The sequence below is a fragment of the Xanthomonas campestris pv. phormiicola genome, assembly GCA_025666215.1.
Taxonomy (GTDB): domain Bacteria; phylum Pseudomonadota; class Gammaproteobacteria; order Xanthomonadales; family Xanthomonadaceae; genus Xanthomonas_A; species Xanthomonas_A campestris_A.
Genome location: CP102593.1, coordinates 5,004,053 through 5,028,205, shown reverse-complemented (window position 1 = coordinate 5,028,205; position 24,153 = coordinate 5,004,053). Strand labels below are relative to the sequence as shown.

23 protein-coding genes and 2 pseudogenes are annotated in these 24,153 nt (G+C 69.2%); 18 read left to right on the top strand and 7 right to left on the bottom strand.

Annotated features, from left to right (window positions below; all coding sequences use genetic code 11):
• Nucleotides 1-28: 28 nt before the first annotated feature.
• Together NRY95_21255 and NRY95_21250 are read left to right on the top strand one after the other, a co-directional pair.
• Complete coding sequence (locus NRY95_21255; protein ID UYC16173.1) at nt 29-493, top strand: DUF4126 domain-containing protein; 465 nt, start codon at nt 29-31, stop codon at nt 491-493.
• Nucleotides 490-1,878, top strand: a complete 1,389-nt coding sequence (locus tag NRY95_21250) for an FAD-containing oxidoreductase (protein ID UYC16172.1) — start codon at nt 490-492, stop codon at nt 1,876-1,878. Before NRY95_21255 ends, NRY95_21250 begins: the two co-directional genes overlap by 4 nt.
• 254 nt (nt 1,879-2,132) lie before the next feature.
• Here the strand turns inward: NRY95_21250 and NRY95_21245 are convergent, their stop codons facing one another.
• Entirely contained in the window at nt 2,133-2,951 is an 819-nt protein-coding gene (locus NRY95_21245; protein ID UYC16171.1) for an HDOD domain-containing protein, read from the bottom strand.
• A gap of 332 nt (nt 2,952-3,283) precedes the next feature.
• On the bottom strand, nt 3,284-3,757 hold the full coding sequence (locus NRY95_21240; protein UYC16170.1) for a DUF1456 family protein: 474 nt from the start codon (nt 3,755-3,757) through the stop codon (nt 3,284-3,286).
• A gap of 165 nt (nt 3,758-3,922) precedes the next feature.
• Here NRY95_21240 and NRY95_21235 point away from each other — a divergent pair, with 165 nt between their 5' ends.
• The 4 genes from NRY95_21235 (at nt 3,923) to glpK (ending at nt 9,231) form a co-directional block, all read left to right on the top strand.
• A complete protein-coding gene (locus NRY95_21235; GenBank protein UYC16169.1) occupies nt 3,923-4,798 on the top strand; it encodes a DeoR family transcriptional regulator in 876 nt (291 codons plus the stop codon).
• 323 nt (nt 4,799-5,121) lie between these two features.
• Nucleotides 5,122-6,636 (top strand): glycerol-3-phosphate dehydrogenase, encoded by a 1,515-nt coding sequence (gene glpD, locus NRY95_21230; GenBank protein UYC16168.1) that lies wholly within the window; start codon nt 5,122-5,124, stop codon nt 6,634-6,636.
• Nucleotides 6,637-6,817: 181 nt separating this feature from the next.
• A complete protein-coding gene (locus tag NRY95_21225) occupies nt 6,818-7,636 on the top strand; it encodes an aquaporin family protein (protein UYC16167.1) in 819 nt (272 codons plus the stop codon).
• 95 nt (nt 7,637-7,731) lie between these two features.
• Nucleotides 7,732-9,231, top strand: a complete 1,500-nt coding sequence (gene glpK, locus NRY95_21220; GenBank protein ID UYC16166.1) for a glycerol kinase GlpK — start codon at nt 7,732-7,734, stop codon at nt 9,229-9,231.
• Between the two features lie 50 nt (nt 9,232-9,281).
• Here the strand turns inward: glpK and NRY95_21215 are convergent, their stop codons facing one another.
• Nucleotides 9,282-9,500, bottom strand: a complete 219-nt coding sequence (locus NRY95_21215) for a hypothetical protein (GenBank protein UYC16165.1) — start codon at nt 9,498-9,500, stop codon at nt 9,282-9,284.
• 80 nt (nt 9,501-9,580) lie between these two features.
• On the opposite strand from NRY95_21215, the gene NRY95_21210 reads away from it, so the two are divergent.
• The 9 genes from NRY95_21210 to NRY95_21170 all read left to right on the top strand — a co-directional run bounded on the left by NRY95_21210 (nt 9,581) and on the right by NRY95_21170 (nt 16,896).
• Nucleotides 9,581-9,709, top strand: a complete 129-nt coding sequence (locus tag NRY95_21210; GenBank protein ID UYC16164.1) for a hypothetical protein — start codon at nt 9,581-9,583, stop codon at nt 9,707-9,709.
• Between the two features lie 135 nt (nt 9,710-9,844).
• Nucleotides 9,845-10,408 (top strand): TlpA family protein disulfide reductase, encoded by a 564-nt coding sequence (locus NRY95_21205; GenBank protein ID UYC18658.1) that lies wholly within the window; start codon nt 9,845-9,847, stop codon nt 10,406-10,408.
• A gap of 4 nt (nt 10,409-10,412) precedes the next feature.
• Nucleotides 10,413-10,628, top strand: coding sequence for a hypothetical protein (locus tag NRY95_21200; protein UYC16163.1), 216 nt, complete (start codon nt 10,413-10,415; stop codon nt 10,626-10,628).
• Nucleotides 10,629-10,731: 103 nt separating this feature from the next.
• Complete coding sequence (locus NRY95_21195; protein UYC16162.1) at nt 10,732-11,376, top strand: HAD-IA family hydrolase; 645 nt, start codon at nt 10,732-10,734, stop codon at nt 11,374-11,376.
• A gap of 351 nt (nt 11,377-11,727) precedes the next feature.
• Complete coding sequence (locus NRY95_21190; protein ID UYC16161.1) at nt 11,728-12,771, top strand: aldo/keto reductase; 1,044 nt, start codon at nt 11,728-11,730, stop codon at nt 12,769-12,771.
• Nucleotides 12,768-13,640: an amidohydrolase family protein gene (locus NRY95_21185; protein ID UYC16160.1), complete on the top strand. Its 873-nt coding sequence runs from the start codon at nt 12,768-12,770 to the stop codon at nt 13,638-13,640. Before NRY95_21190 ends, NRY95_21185 begins: the two co-directional genes overlap by 4 nt.
• The gene (locus NRY95_21180; GenBank protein UYC16159.1) at nt 13,637-14,419 is read left to right on the top strand and encodes an SDR family oxidoreductase; all 783 of its coding nucleotides are present in this window, start codon (nt 13,637-13,639) and stop codon (nt 14,417-14,419) included. Before NRY95_21185 ends, NRY95_21180 begins: the two co-directional genes overlap by 4 nt.
• 34 nt (nt 14,420-14,453) lie before the next feature.
• Entirely contained in the window at nt 14,454-15,311 is an 858-nt protein-coding gene (locus NRY95_21175) for a fumarylacetoacetate hydrolase family protein (GenBank protein ID UYC16158.1), read from the top strand.
• Nucleotides 15,312-15,576: 265 nt separating this feature from the next.
• Nucleotides 15,577-16,896 (top strand): L-fuconate dehydratase, encoded by a 1,320-nt coding sequence (locus tag NRY95_21170; protein UYC16157.1) that lies wholly within the window; start codon nt 15,577-15,579, stop codon nt 16,894-16,896.
• A 402-nt stretch (nt 16,897-17,298) separates the two neighbouring features.
• Here the strand turns inward: NRY95_21170 and NRY95_21165 are convergent, their stop codons facing one another.
• Nucleotides 17,299-17,676, bottom strand: coding sequence for an L-rhamnose mutarotase (locus tag NRY95_21165; GenBank protein UYC16156.1), 378 nt, complete (start codon nt 17,674-17,676; stop codon nt 17,299-17,301).
• 1 nt (nt 17,677) lies between these two features.
• Nucleotides 17,678-18,991, bottom strand: coding sequence for an L-fucose:H+ symporter permease (gene fucP, locus NRY95_21160; GenBank protein UYC18657.1), 1,314 nt, complete (start codon nt 18,989-18,991; stop codon nt 17,678-17,680).
• Between the two features lie 304 nt (nt 18,992-19,295).
• Here fucP and NRY95_21155 point away from each other — a divergent pair, with 304 nt between their 5' ends.
• Complete coding sequence (locus NRY95_21155; GenBank protein UYC16155.1) at nt 19,296-20,081, top strand: IclR family transcriptional regulator; 786 nt, start codon at nt 19,296-19,298, stop codon at nt 20,079-20,081.
• 522 nt (nt 20,082-20,603) lie between these two features.
• Nucleotides 20,604-21,044: pseudogene (locus NRY95_21150) on the top strand (triphosphoribosyl-dephospho-CoA synthase).
• 56 nt (nt 21,045-21,100) lie between these two features.
• Here the strand turns inward: NRY95_21150 and NRY95_21145 are convergent.
• Both NRY95_21145 and NRY95_21140 read right to left on the bottom strand, forming a co-directional pair.
• Nucleotides 21,101-21,206, bottom strand: a pseudogene (locus NRY95_21145) (GntR family transcriptional regulator).
• 17 nt (nt 21,207-21,223) lie between these two features.
• The gene (locus NRY95_21140) at nt 21,224-21,583 is read right to left on the bottom strand and encodes a helix-turn-helix domain-containing protein (protein ID UYC16154.1); all 360 of its coding nucleotides are present in this window, start codon (nt 21,581-21,583) and stop codon (nt 21,224-21,226) included.
• A 516-nt stretch (nt 21,584-22,099) separates the two neighbouring features.
• On the opposite strand from NRY95_21140, the gene NRY95_21135 reads away from it, so the two are divergent.
• On the top strand, nt 22,100-24,106 hold the full coding sequence (locus NRY95_21135) for a DUF11 domain-containing protein (GenBank protein ID UYC16153.1): 2,007 nt from the start codon (nt 22,100-22,102) through the stop codon (nt 24,104-24,106).
• Nucleotides 24,107-24,153 lie beyond the last annotated feature (47 nt).

The window sequence follows — 24,153 nt, the reverse complement described above, 5'->3', positions numbered from 1 at the left end:
TCTTTCGCCACCTGCCGGAGTCGCCGCCATGAGCCTGCTCGTCGTCGCGCTGTTGATCGGGATCGTCGCTGGCCTGCGCGCGATGACCGCGCCGGCCGTGGTCAGCTGGGCGGCCAGCCTGGGCGTGCTGCCGCTGATCGGCACGCCGCTGGCGTTCCTGGGGTGGCGCTTCACGCCGTGGATCGTCTCGCTGCTGGCCATCGGCGAACTCGTCACCGATCAATTGCCGGGCACGCCCAGCCGCAAGGTGCCGCTGCAGTTCGGCACGCGCATCGTGACCGGCGGCCTGTGCGGCGCGGCGGTGGGCCTGGGCGGCGGGCTGTGGGTGGCGGCGATGGTCGCCGGTGCGCTCGGCGCGGTGCTGGGCACCTATGGCGGTGCCGCGGCGCGTGCGGCGATGGCGCAGCGTTTCGGCCGCGATCCGCCGGCGGCGCTGCTCGAGGACGCGGCGGCGATCGGCCTGGGCGTGCTGGCGATGGCGCTGCTGCGATGAGCCGCACGTTCGACGCGATCGTGGTCGGCGCCGGCCAGGCCGGACCGTCGCTGGCCGGACGGCTGGTCGCGGCCGGCATGCAGGTGGCGCTGGTCGAGCGGCAGCTGCTCGGCGGCACCTGCGTCAACACTGGCTGCATGCCGACCAAGACCCTGGTCGCCAGCGCGCGCGTGGCGCACCTGGCGCGGCGCGCCGCCGACTACGGCGTGCAGCTACAGGGAGAGGTCGGCATCGACATCGCGCGGGTGATGGCGCGCGCGCATGCGGTGACGCATAGCGCGCGCGACAACCTGGAGCAGTGGCTGGGCGGCATGCGCGGGCTGACCCTGTTGCGCGGGCATGCCCGCTTCGAGGCGCCGCAGCGGCTGCGCGTGGGCGAGGAGTGCATCAGTGCGCCGAAGATCTTCCTCAACGTCGGCGGACGTGCGCATGTGCCGGCGCTGCCGGGCGTGGAACGGATCGACTACCTGACCAATACCTCGATCCTGCAGCTGCAGGACGTGCCGCGGCACCTGGCGGTGATCGGCGGCAGCTACATCGGCCTGGAATTCGCGCAGATCTTCCGCCGTCTCGGCGCGCAGGTGACAGTCGTCGAGCAGCAGCCGCGCTTGATCGCGCGCGAGGACGAGGACGTCTCCGAATGCATCCGCACGGTGCTGGAAGGCGAGGGCGTGGCGGTGCGCACCGGCGCGCAGTGCATCGCGTTCGCGCCGCATGCGCAGGGCGTGGCGGTGCAGGTGGATTGCCACGAAGGTGCGCCGCAAGTGATCGCCAGCCATGTGCTGCTGGCGATGGGGCGGCAACCCAATACCGACGACCTGGGTCTGCAGCACGCCGGCATCGCCACCGATGCGCGCGGCTACGTCGTCGTCGACGAGCAACTGGCGACCAGTGCCGCCGGCGTGTGGGCGCTGGGCGACTGCAACGGCCGCGGCGCGTTCACCCATACCGCCTACAACGACTACGAAATCGTCGCCGCCAACCTGCTCGACGGCGGCCAGCGCCGGGTGTCGCAGCGCGTGCCCGGCTACGCGCTGTACACCGATCCGCCGCTGGGCCGGGTCGGCATGACCGAGGCGCAGGCGCGCGCCAGCGGCCGTCCGCTGCTGTTCGCCAAGCGGCCGATGGCCCAGGTCGGGCGTGCGCGCGAGAACGGCGAGACCGCCGGCTTCATGAAACTGGTGGCCGATGCGCAGACCCACCGCATCCTTGGCGCGGCGATTCTCGGCATCAACGGCGACGAAGCCATCCATGGCGTGCTCGACCTGATCAATGCCGGGCAGCCGTTCGAGACGCTGCAATGGGCGGTGCCGATCCACCCGACCGTGTCGGAACTGTGGCCGAGCGTGGTCGGCGCGCTGCAGGCCGAGGTGGTTGGCGGGTAACGCGTTTTCGATGTGTCTACGTCAGCGAACGCGGGCGGAAGCGGTTTCGGCCCCCGGCGGCACCTCGGGCCGGAAAATACACCGCTTCGTTCGTCGCGACTGAAGTCGCTCCCACAGTGCACCCAGCCGGTTCGCCGCAAGCCCCTGTGGGAGCGACTTCAGTCGCGACGGGCACGACCGAGAGAGCCCGTCGCGCCGATGACCTGAGGCCAGTCGAGTCGCTCCCGCATGCGACATCATCCGCAGCGAGTGCGTCAGCGCAGCATCTCGGTGAACGCGCGGTCGGCCTCGATCACGTCCGGCAGCGCGGCGAACAGCGCGTCCAGGTCCACGTCGTCCAGCAGCGGGCCGCTGACCGCCTGCCGTGCTTCCGGCGTGGCGCCGCCATGGCGCTCCAGCGCATCGGCGACCAGCGCCGCCTGCGCCACCACGCGCGGCATCGGCTGGCCTTCCGGCGCCTGCAGCGGCCGTGCCTGGAACGCGATCGCGCTCTGGATCACCTCCGGCAGGTGCCAGCGCCGCGCCAGTTCGGTGCCCACTTCCGGGTAGCCGAAACCCAGCTGCACGGTCTCGTCGGCGGCGCGGCCGCTGGAGGACGCGTCCGGATGCAGCTGCGCCGCATAGTCCGGCGCACCGGTCTGGATCAGCAGCTCGCCGATGTTGTGCATCATGCCGCAGGTGAACGCGGTTTCCGGATCCAGGCCTTTCTGCCTGGCCAGCAGCCGGCACACGCCGGCGACTTCGAAGCTGTGCAGCCAGAACGCGCGCAGGTCGAAATGGGCGGGCGCATGGAACGCGTCGGTCATCGACGAGGCCAGCACCAGGGTGCGCAAGGTGTTGAAGCCCAGGCGCAGCGCCGCGTCCTCGACGCTGGTCGAATCGCGCGCGCCGCGGAACCGCGCCGAGTTGGCCAGGCGCAGCACCTTGGCCGCGATCACCGGGTCGCGCTCGATGCTGCGCGCCACGCTGTCCAGGCTGGTGGTGGGATTGTCGAATTGCAGGATCAGCTCCTGCGCCACCTTGGGGATGGTCGGCAGGGTGTGCAACTGGTCGAACAGCACCTCTAGTTTCATGGGGGACCTCAAGACGGAACGGGAAGGGACACCGCCGGCGCAGGAAGTGGGCGGCGCCCGCCATGGGGGGCGACCCCGCGCATCGTAGTCCGAATCGCGGCGTGCGGCGTGCACACCTGGGGGTATGGTCCGTCCTGGCGGTGTCGACTGGACGCGCCGCAAGGGGTGTGTACGAAGCGCCGCGGCAACCGGGCCGGCGGCCTCGCGCCATCGTGCCAGCGGCCATCCCGGTGGCGGCCCGCTGCGGCCGCAGGCCTGCAGCGAACGCTGCGCAAGGAAGGGGCGGTCCCGACCCGGTCGGCCGGGCTGCCGCGTCTGCGGCGCGACCGGCCTCAGCCGGCGACGCGGAGGCGCAGGGTCAGGCCCTTGAGGAAGTTGCGCAGCAGCTGATCGCCGCACAGGCGGAAGTTCTTGTGCTCGGGTTGGCGGAACAGCGCCGACAGCTCCGGCTTGGACACCGGGAAGCCGGCATCGGCGAAGATCTGGTGCATGTCCACGTCCTTGAGCTGGAACGCCACGCGCAGCTTCTTCAGCACCACGTTGTGGGTGACCCGGGTTTCCACCGGACGCGCCGGCAGGCTTTCGTCGCGGCCGCGGTAATGGAACACCAGTCCGTCGAGGAAATGCGCCAGCACCCGATCGCTGCATTCGACGAAGCCGTCCTCGTCTTCCTTCTTCAGGTAGGCCGGCACTTCGCTCCTGTCGATCGGGAAGGCGGGATCGGCCAGGTGCACCGTGTCCACGATCATCTGGTCGCTCAGGTCGAGCATGTAGCGGATGGAGCGCAGTACGTCGTTGTTGATCATGGCCGGTCCGGTGCTGCCGGTGGCGTCCGGCGGGGTGCGTAGTCTAGGCCGTGTCGACGATGGCCGGGGAGGCGCGCCGCGTGCCGCGACGCCGGCCGCGGATGCGTCGATGCGCTGTGCGCGATGGCGATCGCCGCGGTCGCCGGCGTTTGCATCCGTTCGCGCATGCGCCATCATCGGCGCATGGACAACACGATCCCCAAGCCCGGCGCGCTGCCTGCGCTCAATCCGCGCCAGGAGCAACTGGTGGCGCTGGTGCGGCAGCAGGGCTATGCCGAGGTGGAAGGGCTGGCCACGCGCTTCGAGGTGACCCCGCAGACCATCCGCCGCGACCTGGCGCTGCTGTGCGAGGCCGGCCTGCTGCGCCGCTACCACGGCGGCGTCAGCCTGCCGTCGAGCGTGGAGAACCTGGCCTACACGGCGCGCAAGGCGCTGCAGGCGCAGGAGAAGCGGCGCATCGCCACGCTGCTGGCGCAGCACATTCCCGACGACGCCTCGCTGTTCATCAACATCGGCACCACCAACGAGGACGTGGCGCGCGCGCTGATGGGGCACAGCGGGCTGCGGGTGATCACCAACAACCTCAACGTGGCGGTGATGATGAGCGCCAATCCGAGCTTCGAGGTGATGGTGGCTGGCGGGCGCGTGCGCGGCCGCGACCAGGGCGTGACCGGCGAGGCCACGATCGAGCTGATCCGCCAGTTCAAGGTGGATTTCGGGGTGATCGGCATTTCCGGCATCGATCCGGACGGCACCTTGCTGGATTTCGATTTCCACGAGGTGCGGGTGGCGCAGGCCATCATCGAGCACTCGCGGCAGGTGTTCCTGGCCGCCGACCACAGCAAGCTCGGCCGCAATGCGATGGTCCGGCTCGGGCCGATCGCGCGGGTCCAGGCCTGGTTCACCGACCGCGCGCCGCCGCCGGACCTGGCCGCGGTGCTGGCCGCGGCCGGCACCCGGGTGTTCGTCGCCGACAACGACGCTGACGATGAAGCGGTCACGGCGGCCACGGCGGGCAGCGACCACGCCGACCTGGACTGAGCGGCCACTGCGCATTGCTTGCAGGCCTGCGTGCGCCGGCGGTCGGCTGCACGCCGGGCAAGCGCGCATTTCATGCGCGTTTATGTTCGAATTATTTCGTTATTGTGCCGTTAAATCCTGCTGAGGGTCGCTATTCCAGCGGGCTGACTGGCAAGAAAACGCCGGTTTTCGCCACGCCCTGCCGCCGTTACCGGCAGGTTCGCTCGACTCCACGCTGCACTGCAGCGTGCTATGTTCGAAAATGTTCGTTTACGATCTTTTCGTCCTTCGTCGTCGACCCGAGCGTTCGCCGCCCGGGGACACGACGCTTCCGGAGTCAGGCAATGCGCGAGATCTACGATGTGCTGGTGGTCGGTGGCGGCATCAACGGCGTGGGCATCGCCCGCGACGCGGTGGGCCGTGGCCTGTCGGTGTGCCTGTGCGAGCGCGACGACCTGGCCTCGCACACCTCCAGCGCCAGCACCAAGCTGATCCACGGCGGGCTGCGCTACCTGGAGCAGTACGAATTCGCGCTGGTCGGCAAGGCGCTGGCCGAACGCGAAGTGCTGCTGCGCCTGGCCCCGCACATCATCTGGCCGCTGCGCTTCCTGCTGCCGCACCAGCCGCACCTGCGCCCGGCGTGGATGATCCGCACCGGCCTGTTCCTGTACGACCATCTGGGCCGCGGCCGTCGCACCCTGCCGGGCTCCAGGCGCATGGCGTTGCGCTCGGACCCGGTCGGCGCGCCGCTGCGCGAGGAATTCCGCACCGGCTTCGTCTATTCCGACGCCTGGGTGCAGGACGCGCGGCTGGTGGTGCTCAATGCGCTGGATGCGGCGCAACGCGGCGCCAGGATACTGACCCGTACCCGCTGCGTCGCCGCGCGCCGGCTCGGCGGCGTGTGGCAGGTGCAGCTGGAGCATGCCGACGGTCGCCGCCAGGAGGTGCAGGCGCGCGCGCTGGTCAACGCCGCCGGACCGTGGGCGGTGCAGTTCCTCGACGAGGTGGCCAAGGTCGGCCACGACCACGCGCTGCGCCTGGTCAAGGGCAGCCACATCGTGGTGCCGCGGCTGTTCGAGCACGATCACGCCTACATCTTCCAGCAGCCGGACCGGCGCATCGTGTTCGCGATCCCCTACGAGCACGACTTCACCCTGATCGGCACCACCGACGTGGACTACCGTGCCGATCCGTCCGCGCCGAAGATCGACGCCGAGGAGACGCGCTACCTGTGCGAGGCCGCCAACCGCTATTTCCTCAGGCAGATCGCGCCCGGCGACGTGGTGTGGAGCTACAGCGGCGTGCGCCCGCTGCTCGACGACGAGGAGGACAACGCCGCCGAGGTCACCCGCGACTACCTGCTGGAACTGGACGCGGACGGCGGCGCGGCGCTGCTCAACGTGTTCGGCGGCAAGCTCACCACTTACCGCAAGCTGGCCGAGGAAGCGGTGGACCGGCTGGTCGCGCACGCCGGGCGCAAGGCGCCGGCCTGGACCGTGCGTGGCGCGCCGCTGCCCGGCGGCGAACGCCGCGACATCCACGTGCTGGCGCAGGAACTGCGCGCGACGCGGCCGTGGCTGAGCGAGGCGAGCGCCTGGCGCCTGGCGCGCAACTACGGCACCCGCGCGACGTTGCTGCTCGGCGAGGCCAGCTCGCTGCAGGCACTGGGCGAGCATTTCGGCGCCGACCTGTACCAGGCGGAAGTGGACTATCTGCGCGAACACGAGTGGGTGACCCAGGCCGACGACCTGCTGTGGCGCCGCAGCAAGCTCGGCCTGCGCATCGACGCCGCCGGCCGCCAACGGCTGATCGACTATCTGCAGCAGGCGCCGGCTGCGGTGGCCGCCGCGCCCGCATGAGCCGCGCACCGCAGCCGGCCCGTCCGCCATCGGGCGCCGGCCGCGCGTGCACAATCGCCGCGTGCATCGGCCATCGCCGCCGCGCGTGAACCTGGAAACGACCGTGGAGGGTGGCAGGCATGTGCAAACCGATGACCGGCATCGCCGGCGATGCGACGACCGCGGCACGGGAGCCGCGGCCATGAACCGGCAACTGCTCGGCGAACTGATTTCCGAGGCGGTGGCGATGGTGATCATCATCGCCTTCGGCTGCTCGGTGGCGTGCATGTACGTGCTGTACGACCCCAGCCCCTACCAGCACGCCTACTGGGGCGTATGCATGGCCTGGGGCCTGGCGGTGACGATCGCGATCTACGTCACCGCGTCGGTCTCCGGCACCCACGCCAATCCGGCGGTGACCCTGGCGCTGGCGCTGTTCCGCGGTTTCGCGTGGAAGAAGGTGCTGCCGTACTGGGCGGCGCAGGTGGGCGGCGCGTTCCTTGGCGCGGCCATCGTCTATCTGTTGTTCGCGCCGGTGATCGACCACTACAACCAGACCCAGCACCTGACCCGCGCGGCGGGCGGTGCGGCCGGCGTGTTCTTCACCGCGCCGGGCCTGGCGATCACGCCGATGCACGCGCTGCGCGACCAGGTGATCCTGACCGCGTTCCTGATCTTCGGCATCTTCGCCATCACCGAGCGCTACAACGAAGCCGCGCCCGGCGCCAATGCCGGCGCGCTGATCATCGGCCTGCTGGTGGCGACCATCGGCGCCTCGATGGGCTACCTGGAAGCGTGGGCGATCAATCCGGCGCGCGATTTCGGGCCGCGCCTGTTCGCCTATTTCGCCGGCTGGGGCGCCTCGGCGCTGCCGTCGGCCGACAGCTACTGGTGGATCCCGATCGTCGGCCCGCTGGTCGGCGGCGTGATCGGCGGCGCCGCCTACCAATGGCTGATCTATCCGTTCCTGCCGGCGCGGGTGAAGGCGCTCGAGAAAGAAGCGGCGTCGCGCCGGGCCTGAGCCGGCGCGCGGTACCGGTGCCGCCGCCGTCGGCACGTCCCCTCCATTCCGGGCGCCGCCGCGGCGCACGCCCCACCATCCCGCAGGAGTCACCGATGGAAAAGACATTCATCCTGGCCATCGACCAGGGCACCACCAGTTCGCGCGCGATCCTGTTCGACCGCAAGGGCCGCATCGTCGGCATGGCGCAGCGCGAGTTCGGGCAGATCTTCCCGCAGCCGGGCTGGGTGGAGCACAACCCGCGCGAGATCATGACCAGCGTCTACACCACGATCACCGAACTGCTGAACAACCAGCAGGTGGACGCCAGCGCGATCGCCGGCATCGGCATCACCAACCAGCGCGAGACCGCGGTGGTGTGGGACCGCGCCACCGGGCAGCCGATCTACAACGCCATTGTCTGGCAGTCGCGGCAGACCAAGGACATCTGCGAGCAGCTCAAGGCCGCCGGCCACGAGGACATGGTGCGGGCCAAGACCGGCCTGCTGATCGATGCGTATTTCTCCGGCACCAAGGTCAAGTGGATCCTCGACCATGTCGAGGGCGCGCGCGAACGCGCGCAGCGCGGCGAGCTGGCGTTCGGCACCATCGACAGCTGGCTGATCTGGAACCTCACCGCCGGCAAGGTCCACGTCACCGACTACACCAACGCCTCGCGCACGCTGCTGTACAACATCCACGAACTGCGCTGGGACGAGGAACTGCTGCAGATGCTCGACATCCCCGCCTCGATGCTGCCCCAGGTGCGGTCCTCCAGCGAGATCTACGGCACCACCCAGGGCCAGTATTTCTACGGCCACGAAGTGCCGATCGCCGGCATCGCCGGCGACCAGCAGGCGGCGCTGTTCGGCCAGGCCTGCTTCGAGCCGGGCATGGCCAAGAACACCTACGGCACCGGCTGTTTCATGCTGATGAACACCGGCGAGAAAGCGGTGGAATCCAAGAACGGCCTGCTCACCACCATCGCCTGGGGTGTGGACGGCAAGGTCGTGTACGCGCTGGAAGGGGCGATCTTCGTCGCCGGGTCGGTGGTGCAGTGGCTGCGCGACGGCCTGCGCATGCTCGGCAAGGCCAGCGACTCGGAAGAGTACGCCGAGCGCGCCGGCGACAACGACGGCGTGTATTTCGTGCCGGCCTTCGTCGGCCTGGGCGCGCCGTACTGGCGCAGCGATATCCGCGGCGCGGTGTTCGGGCTGACCCGCGGCACCACCAAGGAACACTTCATCCGCGCCGCGGTGGAGTCGATGGCGTATCAGACCCGCGACGTGCTGACCGCGATGCAGGTCGATTCGGGCATCGAGCTGAAGGAACTGCGCGCCGACGGCGGCGCGATCAGCAACGACTTCATGGCCCAGTTCCAGAGCGACATCCTCGACGTGCCGGTGCTGCGCCCCGAAGTGGCGGAGACCACCGCGCTGGGCGCCGCGTATCTGGCCGGGCTGGCGACGGGCTTCTGGAAGGATCGCGCGGAGATCGCGCAGCAATGGGCGGTGGACCGCCGCTTCGAGCCGAGCATGCCGGCCGAGCGCCGCGAGCACCTGTATGCCGGCTGGCAGCAGGCAGTGGAGGCGACGATGGGGTTCCGCATTCGCTGAGAAGGCGATGCGCCCGGATCCTCCCTGCAAGGATGTTTCGAGGGCGGACGCTACACGGACTGCGTCGGCCCGCGCGGCCCCGGCACCGGGGCGTCGACATCGCCGACCGGATCGCTGATCGGCGGGATGGTCGGATCGATCGGCTGGTCCGGGATCGGATCCACCGGGCGGTCCGGGACCGGATCCACGCCCGGATTGGGCACCTGACCAGGCACCTGGTCCGGTGGCTGCTGCGGATCCTGGCCGGGGTTGGGATTCTGCATCTGCATGTGCGCCTCGCGATGGGGGAGCCAGCCCGCACCGTGCGCGCGGCGGCGAACGCAGCGGGTGAAGCCGGAGGCAAGGGCGGATGAAGGCGCGCGAGCGGGTCTTGTTCGAAACGGCGCTGCATGCCTTCGAGAAAGCGCGGCATGCCTGCAGTGCGCTTGCGCGCAACGCGGTGCACGCCACTGGAATGCGCACCTGCGGCAAAGCGTGATTACATCCCCAGCATCGCCACGCGGCCGCAAAAACCGCACGCCAGGCGTTGACCGAGCCCGGCGCAGCTGCGCAGCCTGCGAGCGACACCGCACCGGACGCACAGCGCATGACACGCCGTTTTCCCTGGAGTTGGCTGGCCTTGCTCGCGGCATGCGCCCTGGTGGCGGTGCTGGCCTGGCAGAACCGGACCCTGCGCGAAGAGCGGCGCTGGTTCGTCACCCGCACCACCGAGCCGTACCTGGGCATGTACGTGCCGCAGATCGCGGCGACCGCGCTGGACGGTTCGGCGCTGACCCTGGGCGTGCCGGCGGCGGACTTCCAGGTGCTGTTCTTCTTCACCACCACCTGCCCGTATTGCAAGCGCTCGGCGCCGGCGGTGGTGCAGGCGGCGCAGCGCCTGGCCGAGCACGGCGGCGGCCGCGTGCAGGTGCTGGGGGTGTGCCAGTGCAGTCCCGACCAGGCGCGTCGCTATGCCATCGAGCACCGCTTCGCCTTTCCGGTGACCACGCTCACCGATCGGCGCGCGCTGATGCTGTTCCGCGCGCGCAACGTGCCGCTGCTGCTGGCGCTGGACCGCGATGGACGGGTGCGCCATGCGCGCGTCGGCGTCTTCGATACCACGGAGCGGGTGCAGGACCTGGTGGCCGCAGTGCGACGCACGGAGGCGCCGGCGGCTTTGGCAACTCTCGAGGAGTGACGACATGAAACAGCGTTGGACAGCGTTGCGCAACGGCATGGTCGCGGCCGTGTTCCTGGCCAGCATGGGCTTCGGCGCGATGCAGGCGACCGCGGGTGACGGGATCGGGAAGGATGCAGCGTGTAGCGCCTGGGCGTGTCAGCAGGAATGCGCGCCGTTCGGCGGCGAGCTGGGGCCGGGCGGCCCCGGCCAGCCGCTGGTCTGCTACTGCTGCGGTTGAGCCGGCGCCGGGGCCGGCCGCGGCCGGCTCCGGCTTGACCGATGCCGCCACAGCGCGCGGCCAGGCTGGCGGCGCGACGGACGCTGCGGCATGCTGCGGCGGCATGCGGCGCTACGACCTGATCATCTTCGATTTCGACGGCACCCTGGCCGATTCCTTCGGTTGGTTCGTGGACACCATCAACGACGTCGCCGACGAGTTCGGCTTCCGCCGCTTCGAGCCGGCGCGGCTGCAGGACATCCGCAGCCTGAGCGCGCGCGAATTGATGGCGCGCAGCGGCATCTGCTGGTGGCGGGTGCCGGCGGTGGCGCGGCGCATGCGTGCGCTGATGGCCGCGCAGATCGAGCGCATCGCGCTGTTCGACGGCATGGCCGAGCTGCTGGACGCACTCGCCCAGGCCGGCATGCAGCTGGCCCTGGTGACCTCCAACAGCCGCGACAACGTCGAGCGCGTGCTTGGCGCCGAACTGGCCGCACGTTTCCGCCACATCGGCTGCGGCGCCGCCGTGTTCGGCAAGCGCCGCAAGCTGCGCGCAGCGCTGAAGGCATGCCGGGTGCCGGCCGCGCGTGCGCTGTGCGTGGGCGACGAGATCCGCGACGCCGACGCCGCGCGCCAGGCCGGCATCGCCTTCGCCGGCGTCGGCTGGGGCTACACCCTGCCGGCCGCGCTGCAGCCGCATACGCCGCTGCCGCTGCTGCAACGCCCAGCGGATGTGTGGAACCGGCTGGGCCTGGCAATTCCAGCCTGATCGCGGCCCTGGCCCTACCGGGCCGCTCTCCCAGCTCCCGATTCCCGGCCCGCCGGCGCTCCCCGCCTGCTCGCAACCCCGCCGCGCCGGGGAACTGCTTCTACCCATTCCCGATTCCCCATTCCCGTCTCCCAGCCCCAATGCTGCACCGCGTCGTTGATTGTTCACTTATGATTGCTATATTCATATACGAACAGTCGGCACGCGGCGCCAGCAGGCAGGGCGGCGCGATCCGGCACCATCCGATCTGGCCCCAGGTGGGCGGAGGCGTGGCATGCGCAAGCTGGGCAGCAAGCGATCCTGGAGGTCGAGCGGGCGGTCCGCCTCGGCGATCGGGGAAGGTCGACGCCGGTGCCGTTGAACGCCGCCATCGCCGACGCCGCACCCGGCGCGATCGCGCAGCGCCCGCTGGGCCGCAGCGAGGTGCGCATCGCCACGCTCGGCTTCGGCGCCGCGCCGATCGGCAACCTGTATGCGGAAGTGGACGAGGCGGTGGCGCTGGCCGCGGTCGCCGATGCCCATGCCGCCGGCATCCGCCATTTCGACACCGCGCCGTATTACGGCTACGGGCTGAGCGAGCGCCGGCTCGGGCAGGGCCTGCGCGGGCTGCCGCGCGCCAGCTACACGCTGTCGACCAAGGTCGGGCGCCGCGTCTACGACGAGGCCGGTGCCGCGCCGGGCCGCGACGGCTTCGCCGTGGCCGGGCGCAGCGCCACGTTCGACTACAGCCGCGATGGCGTGCTGCGCGAGTTCGAGGCCAGCCTGCAGCGGCTCGGCACCGACCACGTGGACATCCTGCTGCTGCACGACATCGGCCGCCTCACCCACGGCCAACGGCACCCGGCGATGCTGCGCCAGGCGCTGGACGAAGCCTTGCCGGCGATGGCCGAGCTGAAGGCCAGCGGCGCCTGCCGCGCGATCGGCATCGGCGTCAACGAGGAAGACATCGCGCTGGAACTGATGCCGCTGTTCCCGCTGGACTGCGTGATGCTGGCCGGCCGCTACACCCTGCTCGAACAGCACGCGGCGCAGCGGATCATGGCGCAGGCGCTGCAGCAGCAGGTCGGCATCCTGGTCGCCGGCCCGTACAGCTCGGGCCTGCTCAGCGACGCGCGCGGCCCCGGCGACACCTACAACTACGCGCCGGTGGATCCGGCCACGCTGGCGCACGCGCAGCGCCTGTTCGCCGCCTGCGCGGCGCAGGGCGTGGACGTGGGCGCGGCGGCGCTGCAGTTCCCGCTCGCGCACCCGGCGGTCGCCGCCGTGGTGGCCGGCATGCGCACGCCGGCGGAAGTGGCCAGTGCCGCCGCGCGGCTGCAGGCGCCGATCCCGCCGCTGCTGTGGCAGCAGCTGCGCGAACAGGGCCTGCTGCAGGCGCAGGTGCCGACGCCGTGAACGTGGTCGATGCGCACGTGCACTTCTGGCAATTGGCGCGCGGCGACTACGTCTGGCTGACGCCCGAACTCGCCGCGCTGTATCGCGATTTCGTGCCCGACGACCTGGTCGCCACGCTCGACGCACACGGCGTGGACGCGATCGTCGCGGTGCAGGCGGCGCAGACCGAAGCGGAGAGCCGCTACCTGCTGCGGCTGGCGCACGCGCAGCCGCGCATCGCCGGCGTGGTCGGCTGGATCGATTTCGAGGCCGGCGATGCGGCCGCGCGCATCGCCGCGCTGTGCGCCGAGGGCGACGGCCTGCTCAAGGGCCTGCGGCCGATGGTGCAGGACCTGGCCGATCCGCAGTGGCTGGCGCGGCCGCAGCTGGACCCCGCGTTCGACGCGCTGCTGCGGTACGACCTGGGGTTCGACGCGCTGGTCAAGCCGTTGCATCTGCCCGCGCTGCAGGCGCGCCTGCAGCGCCATCCGTCGTTGCGGGTGGTGCTCGATCATGCCGCCAAGCCGGCGATCGGCGCCGACGGGTTCGCTGCCTGGGCCGCCGGCCTGGCACAGCTGGCGCAGCATCCGAACGTGCTGTGCAAGCTGTCCGGCCTGCTCACCGAACTGCCTGCCGACGCCGATGCGGCGGCGATCGAACCCTATGTGGCGCAGCTGTTCGCCTGCTTCGGCCCGCAGCGGGTGATGTGGGGCAGCGACTGGCCGGTGCTGACCCAGCGTGCCGGCTACCGCGACTGGTTCGTACTGGCGCAGGCGCTGGTCGCGCGCCATGCCGCCGGCGGCGCGGCCGACGTGTTCGCCGGCAACGCCCAGCGTTTCTACCGTTTGCCCGATCCGCTTCCTTCCCCCGACCGAGAGTGCCCACCATGACCACGTCCGCGTTTCCTCCCCCGCAACCGCCCATGAGCGGCCGGCTGCAAGGCAAGCGTTGCCTGATCACCGCCGCCGGTGCCGGCATCGGCCGCGAGAGCGCGCTGGCCTGCGCGCGCGCAGGCGCGCAGGTGCTGGCCACCGACATCGATGCCGCCGCGCTGCAGGCGCTGGCCGCCGACTCCGCCGCGATCGTCACGCAGCCGCTCGACGTCACCGACGCCGCGGCGATCCAGGCGCTGGTCGCGGCGAACGCGCCGTTCGACGTGCTGTTCAACTGCGCCGGCTATGTGCACCAGGGCAGCATCCTCGACTGCGACGAACCGGCGTGGCGGCGCTCGTTCGCGATCAACGTCGATGCGATGTACTACCTCTGCCAGGCGGTGTTGCCGGGCATGCTGGAACAGGGCCGCGGCAGCATCGTCAACATGTCCTCGGTGGCGTCCAGCATCAAGGGCGTGCCGAACCGCTTCGCCTACGGCGTGACCAAGGCCGCGGTGATCGGGCTGAGCAAGGCCATCGCCGCCGACTACGTGGCCAAGGGCATCCGTTGCAACGCGATCTGCCCGGGCACGATCAAGACCCCGTCGCTGGGGCAGCGGGTCAAGGCGCTGGGCGGCGACGAGCAGGCGGTGTGGAAGAGCTTCACCGACCGCCAGCCGATGGGCCGCCTCGGCGACCCGCGCGAGATCGCGCAGCTGGTGGTGTACCTGGCCTCGGACGAATCCTCGTTCACCACCGGGCAGACCCACATCATCGACGGCGGCTGGTCGAACTGACCGCCCACCCATTTCCCTTCAGAGAGGACCTCCCATGAAACTGCTGCGCTATGGCGAACCCGGCCACGAACGTCCGGCCCTGCTCGACGCCGATGGTCACCTGCGCGACCTGTCCGCGATCATCGACGACGTCGCCGGCGAGCACCTCACCGCCGCCGGCCTGGACACGCTGCGTGCGCTCGACCCGGCCACGCTGCCCAGGGTGCAAGGCGAGGTGCGCTACGGGCCGGCCGTGGGCCGCGTCGGCAAGTTCATCTGCGTCGGCCTGAACTACGCCGACCACGCCGCCGAGTCGGGCATGGCGGTGCCGGAGATGCCGGTGCTGTTCATGAAGGCCACCACCGCGATCAGCGGCCCCAACGATACCGTGGTGATCCCGCGCGGCTCGAAGAAGAGCGACTGGGAAGTGGAGCTGGGCGTGGTGATCGGCGACATCGCCCGCGACGTATCGCGGGAAGACGCGCTCAAGCACGTCGCCGGCTACGCGGTGATCAACGACCTGTCCGAGCGCGAGTTCCAGCTCGAGCACGGCGGCCAGTGGGTCAAGGGCAAGAGCTGCGATGGCTTCGGCCCGCTCGGCCCGTGGCTGGTCACTGCCGACGAAGTGGCGGACCCGCAGAACCTGTCGATGTGGCTGGAGGTCAACGGCCATCGCTACCAGAACGGCAGCACGCGCACGATGGTGTTCGGCGTGGCCGAGCTGGTCAGCCACATCAGCCGCTACATGACGCTGATGCCGGGCGACGTGATCAGCACCGGCACCCCGCCGGGCGTGGGCCTGGGGCAGAAGCCGCCGATCTACCTCAAGCCGGGCGACGTGATGGCGCTGGGCATCGAGGGCCTGGGCGAGCAGCGCCAGGCCGTGGTCGCCCACCCGCGCGACGCAAGCTAAAGCCGTAAAGCCCCTCTCCCCCCGGGAGAGGGGATGGGGTGAGGGTAGGGGCGCAGCCACCTCGCCATCCATCCGGATGCGGTCTTCGCTCGCGCCACCACATCCCGCGTGTGGGACAGGGCTGCGTGCTTCTACTTCGTTCGTGTTTTGCAGGGCGGCGGCAGCCGTGCACTCCCGCACCCTCACCCCAACCCCTCTCCCGGGGGGAGAGGGGCTCGTCCATCGCATTTTCTTTTTCTCTACCGCCTCACCGACCAGGATCCCCATGAGCAAAATCGTTGCCCTCGAGACCTTCGACGTGCGTTTCCCCACTTCGCGCGAACTGGATGGTTCCGATGCGATGAATCCGGATCCGGACTACTCGGCCGCCTACCTGCGCCTGCGCACCGACGCCGACGACGGCTTGGCCGGCTACGGCCTGGTGTTCACCATCGGCCGCGGCAACGACGTGCAGAGCGCGGCGATCGCGGCGCTGTCGCACCATGTGGTCGGGCGCGACGTGGAGGCGGTGATCGGCGACCTGGGCGGCTTCGCGCGCAGCCTCACCGACGATTCGCAGTTGCGTTGGCTGGGCCCGGAGAAGGGTGTGATGCACATGGCCATCGGCGGCGTCATCAACGCCGCCTGGGACATGGCCGCGCGCCGCGCCGGCAAGCCGCTGTGGCGCTACATCGCCGAGCTGTCGCCGGAACAGCTGGTGGCCACCATCGACTTCCGCTACCTCACCGACGCGCTGACCCCGGACGAAGCGCTGGCCATGCTGCGCGTGGCCGAACCGCTGCGCGCCGAACGCCTGCAGACGCTGCTCGAACAGGGCTATCCGGCCTACACCACCTCGCCCGGCTGGCTCGGCTACTCCGACGAGAAACTGGTGCGCCTGGCCAGGGAAGCGGTGGCCGACGGCTTCCGCACGATCAAGCTCAAGGTCGGCGCCAACGTGCAGGACGACATCCGCCGTTGTCGCCTGGCGCGCGCAGCGATCGGCCCGGACATCGCGATGGCGGTGGACGCCAACCAGCGCTGGGACGTGGGTCCGGCGATCGCCTGGATGCGCCAGCTGGCCGAATTCGACATCGCCTGGATCGAGGAGCCGACCAGCCCCGACGACGTGCTCGGCCACGCCGCGATCCGCCAGGGCATCGCGCCGGTGCCGGTGTCCACCGGCGAGCACACCCAGAACCGGGTGGTGTTCAAGCAATTGCTGCAGGCCGGCGCGGTGGACCTGATCCAGATCGACGCCGCGCGCGTGGGCGGGGTCAACGAGAACCTGGCGATCCTGCTGCTGGCGGCGAAGTTCGGCGTGCGCGTGTTCCCGCATGCCGGTGGCGTCGGCCTGTGCGAACTGGTGCAGCACCTGGCGATGGCCGACTTCGTCGCCATCACCGGCAGGATGGAGGACCGCGCGATCGAATTCGTCGACCACCTGCACCAGCACTTCGTCGATCCGGTGCGGATCGAACACGGCCGCTACCTGGCGCCGACGCTGCCGGGCTTCTCGGCCGAGATGCGCGCGCAGTCGGTCACCCAGTACCTGTATCCGGACGGCCCGTTCTGGAGCGCGGACCTGGCGGCGCAGCAGGGATAACGCGATGGACGCACGGGACGCGCACCGCATCCCGTGCGCAGCGAGCGGCGCAGCGACGCCCCGCTCGCGCGCCGGCGCATGCGCGGTTTCAACCGCGACGAACGAAGTCGTCCAGCTATCCGACTTCGGATCCCGTCGGGACTGAAGTCCCTCCCACAGTGCACCCAGTAGCTGATCGCAAGTCTTTGTGGGAGCGACTTCAGGGCATCTCTAATAACCCCCAAAAACTCGACTAAAACGCTCGCAAGTCATTGATGCGCATAGTGCGAAATTTTTAGAATCGAGGTTATTAGAGGTGCCCTTCAGTCGCGACGCGCTCTACCCATGCAGCCTGTCGCCGCTGTAGCCGCTCCCGCCGGGAGGTCTCGGCAGGGCAGGGACCGCAGTTCTTACCGAGAGATCTCAGCTTGGCTCCTGCATCCGCGCCTGCTCCGCTAGCGCCGCCTGCAGCGAAAAGATCTGCAATGCCTCGCGCCACTTCTCGCCCGGCGCCGAACCCGGCAGCGGCTTCTGGAAGCGCCACATCAGCTCTTCCCACGCCTGCACGCGCGGATCGGCCGCGTCGGCCGCGGCCTTGGCCGCGGGCGAATAGTCCTCGTCCACCTCCATCAGCATCACCAGGCGGTCGCCGCAGCGGTGGATGTCCAGCTCGCGGATGCCGGCGGCACGGATCGAGGCGACGATCTCCGGCCACACCGTGTCGGCGCGATGCCAGCGTTCGTATTCGGCGATCAGCGCCGGATCGTCGTGCAGGTCGAGCAGATAGCAATGGCGCGGCATCTCAGGCTCCCGCGGCGGCCGCGTGCGCCGCGGCCGCGCGGTCGTGCGCATAGGACGCGAACACCAGGATCACCGCGAAGCACAGCGCCGGCACCGTCATCGCCCAATGGATGCCGGCGCGGTCGGACAATGCGCCCATCACGGCGGTCAGCGCGGCGCCGCCGATGATCGACATCACGATCAGCGACGAGCCGAGCTTGCGCGCGTCGTCGTTCAACCCGTCCAGGCCCAGCGCGAAGATGGTCGGGAACATCACCGACATGAACGCGCTGCTGGCCACCAGCGCATACAGCCCGGTCCAGCCCGGCAGCGCGATCGCCACCCCGCACAGCAGCAGGTTGAGCAGCGCGAACGCGCCCAGCAACACCGCCGGCGCCACGTAGCGCAGCAGGAAGGTGCCGATGAAGCGGCCGGCCATGAACAGCACTAGCGAAATGGTCAGGAAGCTGGCCGCGGTCTTTTCCGGGGTGCCCGGCACCGCGTCCTGCAGGTAGCGGATCAGGAAGCTCCAGATGCCGACCTGCGCGCCGACGTAGAAGAACTGCGCGACCACCGCGAACACGAAGCGGCGGTTGCGCAGCAGCGCGCCGAAATAGGCCTTGCCGCCGCTGGCCGCGGCGCCGCTGTCGCGGGTGACCGGGAAGCGGGTCAACCCGATCAGCAGCGCCCACAGCACCACCACCGCGCCGATGATCAGATACGGCGTCTGCACCGCCGCCGATTCGGTGGCGAAGAAGCTCGCGCGTGCGGCCGGCGCCATCGCCGCCAGTTCCTGCGGCGTGTGCTCCACGCCGGACAGGATGAAGTGCTGGCCGATCAGCACGCCGGTGATCGAACCCAGCGGATTGAACGCCTGCGCCAGGTTCAGCCGCCGCGCCGCGCCTGCGGCCGGGCCGAGCACGGTGACCAGCGGATTGGCGGTGGTTTCCAGGAACGCCAGGCCGCTGGCGATCACGAACAGCGCCAGCAGGAACAAGCCGTAGGTGTGCTGCTGCGCGGCCGGGTAGAACAGGAACGCGCCGGCCGCGTACAGCAGCAGGCCGAGCACCACCGCCGCCTTGTAGCTGAAGCGGCGCATGAACATCGCCGCCGGGATCGCGAACACGAAGTAGCCCAGGTAGAACGCGCTCTGCACCAGCCCGGCCTGCAGGTCGGACAGTTCGAAGGCCTTCTTGAACTGCTTGATCAGGATGTCGTTGAGGTTGTTCGCCATGCCCCACAGAAAGAACAGGCTGACGATCAGGACCAGGGGCACGATGGCGGTGCGCGCCAGGCTGCCGGGCGCCGCTGTTGCGGTGTCGCTGCTGTAGTGCATGCCGCCTACCCCTCCCAGGATGTGCCGCGTCGCGTTGAAGTTGTCGCCGGAGCGTACTGCGGTCGCTGCTGCCATGCAAATATAAAATCCGTGTTTATATTTGCATGGCGCACCATGGCGCGTGCGGTGTCCGACCGCTGGCGCCGGTGGCCTTTCACCGGCGGCGGCATCGGCGTGCGCGGGTCGGATTCGGCGCGCCCTGCAGCCATCCGGGCGCCAGGCGCGGACCGGTTTGGCCGCGCTTCTGTCCATAGGCATTCCCTGTACCCTAGCGCCCTTCCACCCCCTGCCTGGCCTCGACGGAATGACCACGCCCCCGCCCAAGTACCGTGCTCCCGCCCTGGACAAGGGCCTGGATATCCTGGAACTGCTGGCGCGCGACGCGCGGCCGATGACGATGAGCGAGATCTCGCAGGGCATCGGCCGCTCGCGCGGCGAGATCTTCCGCATGCTGCAGGTGCTGGAAGAGCGCGGCTACCTGACCAAGGGGCCGGGCGAGGGCGGCTATGTGCTGACCAACCGCCTGTTCATGCTCGGCATGCAGCAACCGCAGGTGCAGAACGTCACCGAGGCGGCGCTGCCGGTGATGCGCCGGCTGGCCGATGCGATCCGCCAGCCCTGCCACCTGGTGGCGCCGTCGGACGACCAGATCGTGGTCATCGCGCAGATGGACGTGCCCAGCGACCTGGGCCTGGTGGTGCGCCCCGGCCATCGCCGCCCGCTCGCCCATTCCACCTCCGGCCTGGTGCTGTTCGCGTTCCAGCACGAAGACGCGCAGGCGCGGCTGCTGCAGCGCCTGGACGCCGGCGACGTGGCCTACGACCGTGTCGCGTTCCTCGCCGCCGCCGCGCAGGTGCGCGCGCTGGGCTACAGCATCCATCCCAGCGAGGCGGTGGTCGGGGTGATCGACCTGACCGCGCCGATCCTGCAGCAGGGCAGCGCCATCTACACGCTCACCGTGCCCTTCATCGAACGCCGCCCGCAGGAAATCGACGCGCAGGCGGCGATGCAGGCGGTGTGCGTGGCGGCGGCGGAGATCAGTGCGGCGCTGACTTACAGTTCGCCGCGCGCCGCTGGTGCAGTTGGGTGATGCGGCGCACGTGGACGGCGCGGCAGCACGCCGCCGTAGCGGGCGCATGAAACTACTGGTCTGCATGATCTTGGTCTTGGTGGGGAATGTCGTGTTGTCCGCCAGTGCGCTCATGCGGTGGCGACACTATTCCCAGGGCCAGCGCCTTGTGTTGGATGCGTTGGACATGTCATTCCTGCATCAATCGTTCCCGGACAGGCACGGCCCGTTCTCCGGTGCCGATCTGACAGCCGTCAAGAAATCCATGCAGTCCACGGAGGCCAGCTACAGCAGGATGCATGGACTTCAGGGCACGTCCAATAACCTCAATTCCCAAAATCGCACGCTATGTGCATCAATGACTTGCGAGCTTTTGGGTCGAGGTTTTGGGCTTATTAGAGGTGCCCTTCAGTCGCGACGAACGAAGTAGCGTTAGAGCGTCGGAAGCCGTCGGGACAGGAGCCCCTCCCGTAGTGCAATTCGCTGGCTATCCGCGAGTAGCTTCAGTCGCGGCGAAGACCGCAGCGAACTTCCACAACGCGGCTGCCACCCCCGCACCGCCTCGGTCGTCTGGCCGTCGCCAACTTGCCTGCCGAGCTGGCCTGCGCGCCGAAGCCCGGCCTGGTCACGCCGTTCGATCGCGGCAGCCACGACGACATGGATGCGGCCACCTTCCTGCACCGCCTGTTCGCGTTGCGCGGTTACTTCCTCGCGATCGCCGCCGCCGGTCCGGCGGGCGCCGCATTTCCAGCGCGGTGCGACCTCGGCATCGCCGCCGAGCGTTCCGTGCTGTGCGCCACCGGCAGCATCAATCTCCAGCGCGGCGCGATCTTCAGCCTGGGCCTGCTGGTCGCCGCGGCGGCACGGCTGCGCAGCGAGCCTCACGTGTCGCCGGATGGCATGGCGGTCTGCAACGCGGTCGGCCTGTGGCGCGATGCGCTGCTGCACGCACTGCTGGACCCGCACAGCCACGGCCAGCGCATCGCCGCCTGCCTGGCGTGGCCGGCATCGACGGACACCGTATCGGCGACCGCGACGACCCCATCGGCGTCGCCGTGGCGGAAGCAGTCCCCCCAGCTCGCGGTGCTCGGACAGCGATTGCTGCATGCGCCCTGGCGCCAGCAGCTGGCGGCCGCGGTGCATGCGCCGCCGCATGCCCGGGATTACAGACACAGCGCTTCGAGAATGGCGCAGACGGCATGGCGCTTTTTGGGCGATAGCCGCCGCAACAGTTCCAACGCCCGGCTTTCGTCCTCGTTCTGGGCGAAGTCGGACAATGTCGCGACGGTGTCGAATTCATGCGGCTGCCCCTGCGGGGAGCCGCGTCCGGTGGCCAGCCACTCGAACTTCACGTCGGCGATGACCGCGATCTTCACCAGGTTCTTGACGCTGGGAAACGTTCCGGGATCGCGTTCCCACTGTGCCACCGCACTGCGTTTGACCCCGACCTGTTCGGCCAGTTGCGACTGCGAAAGATTGGCCATGCTGCGTACACGGCGAACACGGCTGCCGATGGAGAACATCCAATTTTTCCTTTTGCGATGGAGACGAAAGAATCCGACTCCGTTGACGCGTCTTGTTAGTGAAAATGTCCGGGTAGCGAAAGTTTCTGGAAGTTGTCCTGATTCGCTAACGGCCCATTGCGGCGTATGAGGCGACGTATGGGGAATGGCTTGCTGCTAAGCATTTCTGTGCATGATTCCTGCATTTTTTGGCTTGACGGAATGTCATTCGCTGGAGATGTTCTGTCTCGCGGTGTGCCATCAACGTATCAGTAACGCCAAATTAAGTCATACGAAAATATTTAAGTGACTTAATCGGAAGACAAGACAGGACATTTTCAGGGGATCGATGGGATAACCATCACAAAGTTAATTCAACAGGGGGAAAAGATGGGGAGGCATGCTTCGATGGGCGACTGCGCCCGCGCCAAATTCGGGCGCGTCTTTGTTGCGGCATGTCTGGCGCTTGCGCTGTGTCTGGGGCTGGGCCTGGCGAGCAATGCACGCGCACAAGCGGGTTGCACCGCTGGCGCCTGCGTGTCGGCCGGTCCGCGACTGGTGCAGGTGGACAGCAGCCAGGGACCGTTGCTCAACCTCCTGTTCGCGACCCTGCTGCCCGGCAGCAACGTCAACGTCAGCGTGCTCGACTGGAACGCGCTGGCCCAGTCCGACGTCAATCTCAACGCGCTCATCACCCAGCTCGGCCTCAATCTCGGCCTGAGCGATACCACCCAGATCCTCAATAGCAACATCACCCTGGCGCAGTTGCAGCTGGCACTGGTGCAGGTGGCCCAGGCCGATGGCAACACCGCGGCGGTGAACGCGTTGACGGCGTTGCCGCTGGGCATCGGCGCGCTCGGCGGCAACCTGCGCTTGGCCGACCTGTTGCGGATCTCGCTGCCGAAGGGATCGCTGGCCGATGTCGAACTGGATCTGCTCGACCTGGTGACCGGCGCGGCGCAGTTGTACAACTACCGCAACGTGCTGACCACGCCGCAGCCGGTGAGCGTCAACACGGCGGCGCTGGGACTTGCCGGGGTGGCCAATGTGCAGCTCTGGCTGCAGGTGGTGGAGCCGCCGGTGTATGCCTGCGGCACGCAAGGCGTGTCGTTCCATACCGGCGCCATCCGCACCAAGCTCAACCTGGACGTGGTGCAGGGCTTCAACCTGCAAGCGGTGGTCGGCGCGATCAACGCGCTCGGCCTGGGGCTGACCAACGTCAGCCTCAGCGCCGATGTGCTGAAACTGCAGTTGTATGCCGACATCGCCCGCGCCGAAGGCACGCTGACCGCGGTGGATGCATTGAACGGCGCGGTGAGCTTCAACGCTCGCCCTGGCCTGGTGAATCTGTATATAGGCACGATCGCCGACAACGTGTTCTTCAACCGCAGCACCGTGCTCACCAATGCGCTGGTCACGCCGGTCACGCTGAACAATCTGGACCTGCGGTTCAATGTCAATCTGGCTGGTGTCGGCGCGGTGGCGGTGCGGGTGCCGCTGAAGGTGACCGCGCGCGCCGCCGCGACCGGCTCGCCGTCGCTGCAGAGCTTCGCCGTCAACGCGCCGTTTCCGCAGACGCGTACGGCGAGCGCCGGTACGGTGAGTGCCGGCACGCTGATCGTCGATCTGCTCAACAACCTGGATGTCCAGGTGACCAGCGGGACGCCGGTGGTGACCCTGCTGGGGTTGCCGATCGCCTTGCCGGCGGCGCTGGTGCCGATCCTCAATTCGGTGGTCAATGCGGTCGAAACCACCCTGGCTGCCACTGCCAGCACGGTCCTGCGACCGGTGTTGCAGAGCCTGTTGGGCGGGTTGCTGGACAATCTGCTGGGCTTGCTGGGGATCCGCATCGGCAATGCGGTATTCACCGTGGAAAGCGCCAACCGCGCCTGCGCCGCGCTGCTGTCGCTGGCCAAGGCCTTGCAGCCCGCCAACGATGCCGGGCGCTTCGACCTGAGCATCAGCCAGGGCGGCGCGGTGCGTGCCGCGGTGTCCGGCGTCGGCGATGGCGGCGCCACCGCGCCGATCGTCACCGAGCCGGGCGCGGTCTATCAACTGGCCGAAACCGCCACCAGCGGCACGCTGCTCAACCGCTATGTCAGCAGCTGGGCGTGCACCGACCAGGATGGCAATGCGTTCGGCTCCGGCACCGGTACCGGATTCGCGCTGACCGCGCCGGCGCAGACGGCTGCGCCGGTCACGCTCACCTGCCGCCTCAGCAACCGCACGCGGCAGGCCGACCTGTCGATCAGCAAATCCGACGGCGCATCCGGCTACCTGCCTGGCGGTAGCGCCACCTATGTGATCACGGTCGCCAACGCCGGGCCGGACGCGGTGACCGGCGCGGTGGTCAACGACGTGCTGCCGGGCGGGGTGGAGCTGTCGGCAGCCTGGACCTGCACGGCCAACGTCGGTAGCTGCGGCGCCGCCAGCGGCGGCGCCGCCGGCGGCAACAGCGTCAATCTCACCGTGGATCTGCCCAGCGGAGGGCAGGCCACGATCAGTGTTCCGGTCAACTACCGAATAGATCCCGGCACGTACTGATCGCCCGCGGCGCGCACGCGCCGGACGGGCTTCCCCATTTCCCGAAA